This window comes from Arcicella gelida, assembly GCF_034931025.1.
In the GTDB taxonomy this organism is placed as follows: domain Bacteria; phylum Bacteroidota; class Bacteroidia; order Cytophagales; family Spirosomataceae; genus Arcicella; species Arcicella gelida.
Window position 1 is genome coordinate 131087 of the sequence record NZ_JAYGIL010000004.1, and the last position, 13333, is coordinate 144419.

Here is a 13333-nt window from a genome sequence, read left to right on the forward strand (position 1 = left end):
TTACCCGCCCTTTAACGACAAAGCTGTCGTTCTATAAATTCATTCAATGATGAAAGACGGTATCTGACCGACCTTCCGACTTTGAGCGGTTGAAGGTCATAGCGTTTGGTACAATCCCAAACGGCTAATGTTCCAACGGTCACTCGTAGATAATTGGCTGCTGCTTTTCGGTCGAGTAATGGTTCAAGAATTGGGATTGATTTGTCAGGCATTCAACTTCCCTTCTAATGAATAAATAATCAGCATCAGGAATATCAGAACGTTTCTGATACTGACGGATTGATAAAGGAATTCATTCTAATGAGTCAATACAATCGAAGATTGATTAATGAATGATAAACTTGGGGAAGACAAGAAATAGCAAAGAAGTGCAATGAAAACAAAATTAATTGCATTGTAATGGTGCAAGGAATTAGCAAGAGATTTCAGTAATTTTAAAATGAAATTCAAGTATTGATACGCATTTAAAAATCTTATAAATTAATGTGAGATATACAAGTGTTGAAAATAAATTAAAAAAAATGTATCACAAAAGAACTAAATAGGATATTTGTTCGTTGCTGTACATGTAGTTAGTATTGAAATGAAAAATACAATAAATTTATTTAAAATATAAACATCATGAATTTAGATTTTATTGAAATAAATACTGCATCAAAGCCAAAAGCAACAATACATATAACGGGGAAGCTTGGTTTAAATAGAGAAGCTGTGAAGTATATGAATATTAATGAAAGTACATACTTTAGAATTGCTTTAGACAAAGATGCAAAAGAAAAAAAAGATATTTTTTTTGTAACTTCAGATAAAGAAGAAGCTGGAGCAATAAAAGTGTCAAAATCTGGAGAGTATTTTTTTATTAATCTTAGTACACTATTTGATACAATGAAATTAGAGTATGATAAGTATACAATAGCATTTGATATTACAAAAGATGTATATGAAGGAAAAGATTTATATATACTCCGAAAAAGAAAGAAAGATAAAATAAGAGATAAAACAATAAAAGAAGAAACGCATGAAGAATGAATTTCAGGAATCTGAATTAAATATAAAATAAAAACAAAAAAGCGAATACCTGGCAGTATTCGCTTAACGGATAAATCACTTGTTTGCGACGCTGTGAGCCTTAACAATTTAAAATTTTGTTACGGGAATCCTTTTGTTTTCAAATTTACATTTTTTTCTTGGTTTCAGGAAATTTAGTTTCTCTTAAATATTCAGCCTTTCTCATAAAATCTCTTTATGCAGAAATCTGAAATTTAACTTTAAAACAATTGATAAACTAAATATTTTAACCATGGGAAACCCGTCTAAGAAAGGTGCTACAAAACTTAAAAATCAAGCCCCTACTGTGCAAATCAGCAAAAGAAGTTCCATTCTTTTCGAACTTGATAACTCATCAAATGTCAACGAAGTTCATGACGTTAATATCGAACTGGAAAACATCGACTTTTTAATAGCTCATAAAGTTAATGTTTATGATAATGTTGAGCTTATCTTAAAAAATAACATTTATGAGGCTTTCTCTAATAAGGATAAAATTGGAGATATACCTTCTAACTACACACCTTTACTGATGATGGCTAATAAAAATAAAGGTCGTATTATCTCGATTAGTCTTGATAAAATAATTAAAGTTGTTATCCGAGTTCAAATAAAGTTTCCTAACTAATAAGAATAATGAGTTCTACAAACAAAAGAGCGATGCTGAATGATTTCGGTGGATTGTTTAATACTTGCACATCTCAGTGTAAAGTATTTTTAGGATGTGGAGGTTGTGATACTGCTCCTTGTGGATGTGCTTATCCACAAAAAAGTGGAAGAAGATACAAATGCGGTGAATGTTATTTAATATGCCGAGATAGAAAGGAAGCTACATCAGAAAATACAAGCCTTAAATTTGAGGATTATATTGATGAAGGAAAGTTCATTAACGAGGTGTCCATTAATGCGAATGGTTTTGATAAAATTCCATTGTTTGTACCAATCTCTTCCAACATGTATAAAGGTGATACATTGCCTATTAGTTGGGTTGCTGCAGACATGAATACATTATTTACAAAGCCCAAGAAAAAAGCAGCAAAGCTAAGTTCGCATTATCATACAGAAACTCTTACTAGAGATTACCTTAAAGTAGATTCCAATTGTACTATTTTAGCAGTTTTGAACGGTCAAGATAGGTTCTTGGAAAATTTATGGGGAATGGGAGTAGATGAAAGGCTAAAAGCATTTAGTCAATTGAAGAATGCAGGGTTCTCCATAGGAACTGGGGCGACTTACTCCCTTTCAAATTTAACAGACATAAAAACAAGAACCCCTCAAGCTCATAATGTTGCAATGCTGATGAGACATCATAAAATTATTGATGAATTAAATCATTCAAGATTACATACTATACCGAATATTTATTGGAGAGATAATGATTTATTAGAACTGGAACGGTGGAGTCAATGGTTAATTAGTAATCCCCAAGTTAAAACCATTTCAAGAGATTTTTCATCAACAAGAATTCTTGGAACAGTCATGGAAAAAACAGATGAACTGATAAACTTGCTTAGGAAAGTTGGAAGACCATTTCATATTATGATTATTGGTACTGGCTCACAAATAGCACCAGCACTTTTAAAAAAATTGTTTGATAGCGGGCATACAGCAACAGTTATCACTTCTACTCCTATTTATGAGGCAAGAAATTCTGCTATTAGGTATGATATAGTAAATAATAAGATTACTAGGAAGAAAGACAGCAGTAAATCTCACGATGAACTAATTCTAAATAATTTAGAAATATTTGAACACTTTTTATTATCAACAATAGATAGTTCAAATACAGGCGATAAGTATGTGGCTAATTTACATGGCCTAGTACCCATATAAAAAAATAAATAAATGATTATTAGATGATTGGGCTATATAAACATTGCGTCAACAGCCTTTTCTATTGAAGCCCTAACTGGGTCAAGATTGAGACGGGCGTAAACTTGTGTTGATTGTGGGGATTTATGCCCCAAGCTTTTTCCTATAATTTGTAAACTTGCTCCTGTGATGGCTTGGTAACTACCGAAAGTCCTACGAATATCGTGTAGATGAATATCCATTAAGCCAATTGGAAGTTCTATTTTTTGCTTCTTACTGTCGATGATTATTTGATTATAAAAATTATCGACAGCTTCATAAGAAGACAGCTTTAATTTTTCAATATTGATTAGTGGTGCTATTTGTTCTTCTTGTAACCAATAATATATGGTTGCTTTTTGAAGCGTTCTTTTCCAAGCCCTTTTAAAATTAATAAGGTGTTTCTGATTATCTGTTTCGCTCGGGAATACCCACTCACTTTGACAAACCTTTTTTCTTTTACTCAAAATATCCAAAGCTCTTTCCGTTAAAGGAACTGTGACTGGCACACCATTTTTGGTATCTGGAATTCTCCACTCTTTGCGTTCCCAATTAATTTCTGACCACTTCATCATCAGAGTATTTGTCCTACGAACACCTGTTAAAAGCAAAATAAAGAAATAGTCCTTTGCTGTCTGATTTGTCTCTTCTTCAAGTGACTTCAATAAACAGGGCATCTCGGCAGGTTGAATAAACCTATCCCTACTCTTCTCCTTATATTTTTTAATTCCAATGGCAGGATTAGTTCCTTCCCATCCCCATTCAATTGCTTTATTAAAAATCCCTCTTACACGTTCTAACATTCGGTTTGCTTGATACAAACCATTTTCACGAAATATCTTTTCGTGCATTCGCTGGACATCACTTTTTTGAATATCTGATAATTGACGTTTGAACCAATGTGTAAGAAACTTCTTTACTTCTCGTTCGTCATATAACCATGACTTCTTATGAACCTTGCTGTATCGCTCCAGATATTCGCTGAAATGCTCGCCAAAAGATTTTCTATTCTGACGTTCTTTTCTTTCTTCAGCTAAAGGGTCAATATTTGAAGCTATCAATCCTTTTAATGATAATGCCCGTTTTCTCGCTTGCTCGATCGTAACATCTGGGAATTTTCCAATAATTATTCTTTCATCTCTTCCTTTTACTCTTTTACGAACAAAAAATGTTTTAACGCCATTGGCAGTGACATAAATACTAAGCCCCTTCTCTTTTAAGTCTTTGTATGTGGCTATTCCTTTGTTAGGTACATAAAGCTCTTCTATCACTTTGACTGTAAAATTCAGTTCATTTGATTTGGTCATTCAGAGTCTCACGAAATTTGATGTAAGCGTAATATGGATAGAGTTTGTGCCATTTCCATTGCCGCACCATTGCCGCAAAAAGGAGTAATTTAGGTTAGAATGGAGTAAGCCAGAATGTCAATTATAGTTTTGATTCTTAATGACAAATAACACCAATTAATGATGGCAATAACTTGAAAAATATGACTCATAACCTGAAGGCCGCAGGTTCAAATCCTGCCCCCGCAACCAATTAAAATAAACACTTAAATAAAAAAATACAACTCACCTAAATTAGCCATTGCCGCACCATTGCCGCAAAAACGCTGATTAATTTATATCCATAGCTGTTAAAACATTCAGCTCTATTTTGCCAACCATGGGCGATTTGAAAAGACCAACACCCAAAAAATCAAGATTCGGACAAACTTATGATTTCTTAAACAAGGATGCTACCTGTACCTTCTTTACTTTTTGCGCAATAAGCCAAGTTTTAAGACTTACAGGCCTCATTCAGATGTTCTTATCCAACTGAAAAAAATATGTATTAGTAATGCTTACACTCGTATTTGCCTATATTTTTTACAATAAAATTGACATAAAAATAGTGGTGTGCTATATTTGGTGATTATGAGCACCTTACGAAAGTTAAAGTGTTATTTGTATTGTGAAAGCGTATATCTCCGATCTGGAATGGTTGAATTGTTCCTTGAATCTTCATTTGAAAAAACTTGTGAACGAAAGAACTTTGTAAAAAATGTCCTATGTGGTTAATTATTTTCCTAAGGAAATGCTAACAATCAACCCAATATTAGTACTTGAGCCTATAAAAAGGCTTCAAGTACTCCGCAAGCCCATATCTTAGACAATCTAAGCACGTTGCTTGCTACCATCTCTGAAGAAAGAACATTGTTTGAAGCTCAGTGTAAAGCAACTTCTGCTTTGTATTATTAGGAGTCAACCAAAGCATGGATATTTACTATAAAGAATAGAGCAAAAATTGAGACGTAATAATTCATAGGTCTTCTCCTATCAAGAATTTAAGAGTTGCAGATTACCTCCAGAAGTAAACGCTTGCATCGACATAAAAATAGTTAAATAATCAATTCAAAAGCGTCCCATTGCCAGTCTACAATTTGTAAGTTTTGAAACAGTGAACCAGATGATTTTAAAAGAACTGAAACCACGTAAGGCGCTCAATAAAGCCTTTTTAAAAGTAAAACCTAATAGAATTGAAATTGAGAGCTTCAAGGCCAATCTTATTACGTTACTTAAAAGTATAAGTGATAGGGAAAGCGAAGAATTTCACAAAAACCTAGTTTCAGACTTTCTTAAGGATACTTATTACAAGCAAAATCATTTTATAAATACAAAAGGTAGAAATGACCTTGTAATTCACAATGGGCAAAATGCAAGCTCATCTGTGGGAGTAATTATTGAGGCAAAAAAGCCAACTAGTAAGTCAGAAATGATTTCTACCAAGAAAATAAATGCAAAAGCATTTCAAGAATTGGTGCTGTATTATTTGCGGGAAAGAATTACACATAGAAATCTGGAAGTAAAACACTTGGTAATTACAAATATCAATGAGTGGTTTATTTTCGACAGTATTCTTTTCGACCGACTATTTGCACAGAATAAAAACCTTGTAAAGCAATTCAACGATTTTGAATCTGGTCGCTTAGCTGATATCAAGACCGATTTTTTCTACAAGCAAATTGCTGAACCATTTATTGATAGCATTACGTCAGAGATTGAATTTACTTACTTCAACATTCAAGACTTTAAAAAGCCCCTACTCAATTCGGATAAAGCTGACGACAATTTACTAATTGCTTTATTCAAACTTTTATCACCAGAGCATCTTTTAAAGCTTCCATTTAAAAATGACAGCAATAGTCTTGACAAAAGGTTTTATAGTGAATTATTGCACATCATTGGCTTAACAGAAACAAAGGAAGGAGGTAAAAAACTCATTGGGAGAAATAAACAAGGGGAAAGGAACACTGGCACTATCCTTGAAGATGCTATTATCCAGCTTGACAGCTTAGATAAACTTAACAGACTTGAAAAGCCAAACCAATTTGGCAACACACATCAGGAAAGACTTTTTAATGTTGCACTTGAACTTTCGATTACTTGGATAAACAGAATTTTATTTTTGAAGTTGTTGGAAGCCCAACTCATCACCTATCACAAAGGCGACAAATCATATTCGTTTCTCAATCTTGACAAAATCAAAAACTACGACGACCTGAATAGCTTGTTTTTTCAGGTATTGGCTCGCAAGTACGATGAGCGAAACGAAGATGTAAAGAAGATTTTTGAAAAAGTTCCTTATCTCAACTCATCGCTTTTCGAGCCGTCTGATATTGAGCAGGTTACTTTGTTTATCAGTAATCTGAAAGACGATAAAACAATTCCAGTAATTTCTTCCACCGTTCTCAAAGACAAACAAGGAAAAAAGCAAACTGGAAATTTAACCACAATTGAATATCTTTTCAAGTTTTTAGATGCTTACGACTTTGGAGCCGAAGGTAAAGAAGAAATTCAGGAAGACAACAAAACGCTGATTAATGCTTCGGTTCTCGGATTGATTTTTGAGAAAATAAACGGCTACAAGGACGGTTCATTTTTCACTCCAGGTTTCATAACAATGTATATGTGTAGGGAGACTATTCGCAAAGCTGTTGTGCAAAAATTCAACGAGAGCAAAAAATGGAACTGTAACAATATTGAAGAACTTTACGACAAAATTGAAGACCGAAAAGAAGCCAACAAAATTGTAAATAGCCTCAAAATTTGTGATCCTGCCGTTGGTTCGGGGCACTTTTTGGTTTCGGCACTCAATGAAATGATTGCTGTAAAAAACGACTTGAAAATTTTGCAAGATCGTGATGGAAAACGGCTGAAAGAATATCAGGTCGAAGTAGTAAATGATGAACTTATTATAACAGACGAAGAAGGAGAGCTTTTTGAATACAACCCCACCAACAAAGAAAGCCAACGTATACAGGAAACTCTTTTCCACGAAAAGCAAACCATTATTGAAAACTGTCTTTTCGGTGTTGACATCAATACCAACTCGGTAAAAATCTGTCGCTTACGTTTGTGGATTGAGCTTTTAAAAAACGCTTATTACAAAAATGCTGCTGAGCTTGAAACGCTACCCAATATTGACATCAACATAAAGTGTGGAAACTCTTTGGTGAGCCGCTTTGCAATAGATGCTGACTTAAAGCAACCTTTGAGAAAAAGTAAGTGGACAATTGACGGCTACAGAATTGCAGTTGACACTTATCGGAACGCTGAAAGTAAAGAACAGAAAAGAGCAATGGAACGGTTGATTACCGACATAAAATCTGATTTCAGAAGTGAAATTTCTTTGAACGATCCGAAAGTAAAAAAGCTCCGTAAACTGTCGGCCGACTTGTATCAAATGACCAATCAAGGTCAACTTTTTGAAATGAGCAAGAAAGAAAAATCCGATTGGAACAAGAAAGTTCAACAAATAACAGAAGAAACAAAGAAACTAGAAACAGAGATTGAAGGAATAAAAGCCAACAAGATTTTTGAAAATTCTTTTGAATGGCGTTTTGAGTTTCCAGAAATATTGAATGATGATGGCGACTTCTTAGGCTTCGATGTAGTAATTGGTAATCCGCCCTATGTATTTGCAAGGGAAAATTTTGATGAACAGTATAAAAAATACTATTACGAAAACTTTAAAGGTATTGACTACCAAGTTAATCTTTATGTTCTTTTTGCAGAACTTACTTTGAATATTTTACAACCAAAAGGCTGCTATAGTTTGATTGTTCCTAATTCTCTTTTAATGGTTAGCTCAACTTCTAAGATTCGTAAGCTGTTATTTTCAAACGCTTCAATTGTAGAAGTTGTAAACTTTTTAGGAGCATCATTTGAAGGTGTAAGTGTAGAGACTGTTTCCTATTTTGGGCTAAAAGGCAAATTAACAGAAAATATAAAAGTATCTATTGGCGAGTTTGGGTTGATAAAATTTTCTCACAATAAGAAAACATCAACTGTTTTAGATTCTCCAGATTTGATATTAAATGTTTTTTCAGATGACAAAACGGATGAGTTCCTAAACAAAATAAAAGCAAACACCGAAATTCTTGATAATATTGTCGAGATAAAAGCAGGCCTAAAAGCTTACGAAGTTGGCAAAGGAAATCCTAAACAAACAAGAGAAGATGTGACTAACAGGATTTATGATTACAATTATAAGGTTGATGATACAACATTCCCGTATTTAGAAGGAAAAGATGTGCAAAGATATCTTCAAGGAAAAAATTCGTCTTATTTGAAATACGGTGATAACCTTGCGGCTCCAAGGACATTTGACATTTTTAGTAGTCCCAAGATTATTATTAGAGAAATAACAGGTCAACATCCCCATTCAATTATTTCTTGCTATTCTGAAGATATTGTTCTGTTTAACATGAGCAATATTGCCATCAATAAAAAAGAAAGCACAAACATTGATCTGAAGTATATTATGGCACTTATTAACTCACGCTTAATTTCCTATTATTTTCAACTAAATACTGCTAAAGCAATTAGAAAGCTATTTCCTAAAATCATTTTAAAGGATTTGCGACAATTCCCAATTAAAGTTGTTTCAGCTACAGAGCAAAAAAAAATCATTGAACTAGTTGACATGATTATTAACGAAAAAAAACAAAATTCATCAGCCGATACAGAAGAGTTGGAAACCAAAATAGATCAATTAGTTTACCAAATTTATGATTTGACCGAAGAAGAAATTAAAATGGTTGAAAATCCATAAACAGCGATAGCTCCTTTTTTAGCAATTCACTAGCCTCTAATCAGGAATGATATTAAAAGCCCTATGAAAATAAATTGTTTTAGAATTCAGAATTTCAGACGTTTGAAAAACGTTCTTGTTGACTTAGAATCAGACATCTCCATTTTTGTCGGAGCAAATAATAGCGGTAAAACATCTGCTTCTTATGCACTCGATATGTTTATTAATGGGCAGAAAGATAAATTCACTATTTATGATTTTAATTCGAGTTGTTGGGCTATCATCAACGAAATAGGAGACGATGCGGGGAAAAGCATTGCTGAAGAGGCAGAACTGCCACATGTCAGCTTAGATATATGGTTTAATATTCAAGAAAATGATTTGCACAGAGTGCTGGATCTTTTACCTGAACTTTCTTGGGAAGGCTCCGTAATTGGACTTAGAATTGAGTTTCAGCCTAAAAGCACATCGGACACTTTACTGAAGTATAAGGAGGCACAAGAAAAAGTTGCAAAATATGTACCAAAAGGAGAAGATAAAAAGTACAGGCCATGGCCAAGAAATTTAATTGATTTCTTAGGTAAACACCTAACTCAGGAGTATGAATTTAAATTCTACTCCTTAGATCGATCAAAATTTGACATGGATTTTAATCAAAACGAAAACTATACTCCATTGTTACTTCCATCTGATCGTGGAAAGCCTCTAGTAAAATCACTTCTTCGCGTTGATACACTTCAAGCCCAAAGATACTTATCAGATCAAGCATCAAGTGCTAGAGCTGAAGATTTATCAAAATGTTTAAGTCGTTTCTATAAGCGAAATTTAGAAAAAAGAGAAGATGATCATGAGGCTCTTAGTGCGCTATTCGATTCCGAAAATCAATTAAACTCACACTTAAAAAGTGTTTTCGATGGAATGTTGAAAAGAATTGGTACTCTTGGATATCCAGGAGTTTCCAACCCACATCTAATAATAAAGTCAGCGCTAAATCCTTCAAGTATAATGAGCCAAGACACAAAGGTATATTATTCCATGGATGGAAGTACCGATGGGGTCTCGTTGCCTGATAATTATAATGGACTAGGTTTCAAGAACTTAATTTATATGGTCGTGGAGCTATTGGATATTCAGGCTCAATGGCTTGATGAAAAGGAAGATAGAGCATTATTACAATTGATTATAATCGAAGAACCTGAAGCCCATTTACATGCCCAATTGCAGCAAGTTTTCATTAGAAAAATCTTAGAAATATTAGCAATTACGGGTGAAGACGCTAATTACTACAGTACACAGTTAGCAATTACAACTCATTCTCCGCATATGCTATATGAACGAGGATTCCGTCCTATTAGATATTTCAGACGAGAAGGAAATGCAGGAGCACTACAACATTCTGTCGCTTTGAATCTTTCTTTATTTTATAAAAGTGACCCTGAGAAAGATTTTCTTGAAAGATATATGCGATTAGCACATTGCGATTTGTTTTTTGCTGATGCTGCGATTTTGGTCGAAGGTAATGTTGAGAGAATTTTACTACCGGCTATGATTGAAAAATCTTCAGTAAGCTTAAGAAAAGCGTATATCAGCATTTTGGAAGTCGGTGGTGCATACGCTTATAAATTTAAAAATCTGATAGAATTTTTAGGCATACCAGCTTTAGTAATTACTGATCTTGATAGCGTAGAAGAAAAAAAAATATCTGAATCAGAGGAAGATGATGAGGATGTTGAACTAGAAATAGCAGATTATGAAGATGCAAGTGAAAATGGAGGAAAGAAATACAGGCTGGGCAAAGCCTGTTTACCCGCTCATGAAGGAGCAATCACCTCTAATCAAACTTTAGCTAGATGGTTACCTAAAATGACTTTAATTTCAGAATTGCTTAGCTGCGATATGAAAAAATTAATTCAGCTACCAACCGAGACGAATCAGTCAACAATTTATGTGACCTTCCAAAGAAAGGTAAATGTTCGATGGAATGGTGAAAATGTGGAGGTTGCTGGCAGAACATTTGAAGAAACATTTGCACTAGAAAATGCTGAATGGTGTCAAAACGATCAAGCTAAACATATTGGACTTAAAATCAGAAAGAAACCAACTTCAGTAAACTCATTAGCCGAAAAAATTCATAAAAGGGTTAAATCTAGCTCATTTAGTAAAACTAGTTTTGCACTTGGAGTATTGTCATCTGATCCAGGGGTTTGGACTGTGCCAAAATACATTGAAGACGGACTAAAATGGCTAACAGAAAGACTGAAAGTAGATGACGGAATTGAATCGGAAGAACTTATAGAAACTATGATAACAGAAGTAGCAGAATGACAAAAAGAATTAATTCCCCAGATACAGAAGCCGATATTATGCTGAGAAAGTGTCTTGACAGAACTCCACGAACAAGTTTTGTCATGATAGCAGGTGCGGGTTCAGGAAAGACAACGTCATTAGTAAAGGCATTAAGCCACTTAGTATCAACCAAGAGCAATGAACTAAGGAGAAAGGGACAGCAGGTAGCGTGTATCACCTATACTGAAATAGCTGCAAAAGAAATTCGAAATGACGTGGCAAACAGTCCGCTTGTTCATGTTTCTACAATCCACAGTTTCTTATGGACTATTGGAAGCCCATTTCAAAAAGATATCAAAAAGTGGGTCATTCAAAGAATTGCTGAAAAGTGCTTAGAAATACAAGAAAAAATCAACAAGCCTCGCACTCGTACAAGAGACAGATTGGTCTTAGAACTAGACAGATTAAAATCGCAATTGGGTATCGTTGAATCTCTTCATTACTTCAATTATGGGACGGGTAGTAACTATGCAAAGGGCATATTAGGTCATGATGATATTATCAAGTTAGTTACCTCTCTGATTGAAGAACATAAAATGCTTAAGGCTATCATCAGCCAGAAATACCCCTACATTTTTGTCGATGAAAGTCAAGATACATTTCCAAATATTGTTTCTTCATTAAAACTAGTAGATCACATTTTTGGAAAGGATTTTTGCTTAGGCTTTTTTGGCGACCCTATGCAAAAAATATTTCCTACTGGTATCGGGGAAATAGCAATTGAAAATAGTTGGGAAAGAATAACAAAACCAGAGAATTTTAGGTGCTCTCAACGAGTATTAAAAACAGTAAATGCAATTAGAAAACCCGCTGATGGGCTTGAACAGACTCGGGGCCGATTTGAAATAATAGAGGGGAAAGAATTTCCAGTAGAAGGAAGCTCTCAGATATTTATTCTTCCTATTAATGATTTTCGCACATCTAATGTCAAAAGGGTTCAACAATGGAGTACCCACAAATTTGATGATGATTCTTGGCTCCTCGATGATAAGATTAAAGTACTTGTAGTTGTCCATCGTATGGCAGCAAAAAGATTAGGTTTCCCGAATTTGTATTCAGCGATGAATGATAATTCCCCCTCATCATTTAAGGATGGACTTTTGGATGGTACCGCTTGGCCACTTAAGCCATTTATGAATTTTGTTCTTCCGCTAATTAACCTCCATAGTTCTAATCTAAATTTTGAAGTCTTAAATATTTTGCGTGCCCAAAGCCCAAAGCTCACAAAAAATATTTTAAAGGGTGATGATCTTAGGATATCTTTAGCGGAACTGAAAAAGGGAGTTGATAGATTGGCTGAAATGATGCGATCTGATTCAACGGCGACTGTTTTAGATGTATTAAAAATCATTCAGGAATATGAAATGACATCTTTGGATGAGAGATTACTAGATCATTTGAATGAAACGAATCTAGTTGAAACTGACGAAGATGATGATGAAAATCTGAAGGCAACTGAAATTTCATCAATGCAAAATTATTTTGCGTGCCCTGCTAATGAGTTTTTAGGGTATAAAAAGTATTGTGACAATGAGTCTCCTTTTGCTACCCAACAAGGTATTAAAGGAGCCGAATTTGATAAAGTGATAACTATATTGGACGATGATGAAGGAACGAACAATCTTTTTTCATACGACAAATATTTTGGAATTTCCTCGCTATCAGATGTAGATAAGAAAAATATAGCAGAAGGAAAGGATAACGTCATTTCCAGAACCAGACGCTTGTTTTATGTGTCCTGCTCCAGAGCACGAAAAGACTTGATAGTAATATATTTTACTTCAAATGTACCAGAAGCTTTAAGATTGATTTCAGAAACTGGCATATTTCAGAAGGAGAGCATTTTCCTTGAAAAGGATTTAGCATCAATTATTATTGCTGATAATTTATAATTCCAATCCAGAAGGAATTCTTCGGCAAAAATCTTCAAAAATTCTAGATACTACCATCTCTTGTTGAATCAAAAGCCATTCAACAACTGACTTCTAATGAAATCCAACACAAATAAGTTACA

At 34.1% G+C, this 13333-nt stretch carries 8 protein-coding genes; 6 read left to right on the forward strand and 2 right to left on the reverse strand.

Going from position 1 to position 13333, the window contains the following annotated elements; all coding sequences use genetic code 11:
- Positions 1–11: 11 nt before the first annotated feature.
- Positions 12–212 (reverse strand): helix-turn-helix domain-containing protein, encoded by a 201-nt coding sequence (locus VB776_RS04230; protein WP_323326343.1) that lies wholly within the window; start codon positions 210–212, stop codon positions 12–14.
- A 409-nt stretch (positions 213–621) separates the two neighbouring features.
- Here VB776_RS04230 and VB776_RS04235 point away from each other — a divergent pair, with 409 nt between their 5' ends.
- The 3 genes from VB776_RS04235 to VB776_RS04245 all read left to right on the forward strand — a co-directional run bounded on the left by VB776_RS04235 (position 622) and on the right by VB776_RS04245 (position 2880).
- The gene (locus tag VB776_RS04235; RefSeq protein WP_323326345.1) at positions 622–1029 is read left to right on the forward strand and encodes a hypothetical protein; all 408 of its coding nucleotides are present in this window, start codon (positions 622–624) and stop codon (positions 1027–1029) included.
- Positions 1030–1300: 271 nt separating this feature from the next.
- Positions 1301–1675 carry a hypothetical protein gene (locus VB776_RS04240; RefSeq protein WP_323326347.1) on the forward strand — a complete coding sequence of 125 codons (375 nt, stop codon included), beginning with the start codon at positions 1301–1303 and terminating at the stop codon, positions 1673–1675.
- An 8-nt stretch (positions 1676–1683) separates the two neighbouring features.
- On the forward strand, positions 1684–2880 hold the full coding sequence (locus VB776_RS04245) for a hypothetical protein (protein WP_323326349.1): 1197 nt from the start codon (positions 1684–1686) through the stop codon (positions 2878–2880).
- Positions 2881–2912: 32 nt separating this feature from the next.
- On the opposite strand, the gene VB776_RS04250 is transcribed toward VB776_RS04245, so the two are convergent.
- Positions 2913–4205: a tyrosine-type recombinase/integrase gene (locus tag VB776_RS04250; RefSeq protein ID WP_323326351.1), complete on the reverse strand. Its 1293-nt coding sequence runs from the start codon at positions 4203–4205 to the stop codon at positions 2913–2915.
- 1141 nt (positions 4206–5346) lie between these two features.
- Here VB776_RS04250 and VB776_RS04255 point away from each other — a divergent pair.
- From VB776_RS04255 to VB776_RS04265, 3 genes are all read left to right on the forward strand, one after another.
- The gene (locus VB776_RS04255; RefSeq protein ID WP_323326353.1) at positions 5347–8994 is read left to right on the forward strand and encodes a DUF7149 domain-containing protein; all 3648 of its coding nucleotides are present in this window, start codon (positions 5347–5349) and stop codon (positions 8992–8994) included.
- Between the two features lie 63 nt (positions 8995–9057).
- Complete coding sequence (locus VB776_RS04260; RefSeq protein WP_323326355.1) at positions 9058–11298, forward strand: ATP-dependent nuclease; 2241 nt, start codon at positions 9058–9060, stop codon at positions 11296–11298.
- On the forward strand, positions 11295–13211 hold the full coding sequence (locus VB776_RS04265) for a UvrD-helicase domain-containing protein (RefSeq protein WP_323326357.1): 1917 nt from the start codon (positions 11295–11297) through the stop codon (positions 13209–13211). The genes VB776_RS04260 and VB776_RS04265 overlap by 4 nt, the downstream gene beginning before the upstream one ends.
- Positions 13212–13333: the final 122 nt, after the last annotated feature.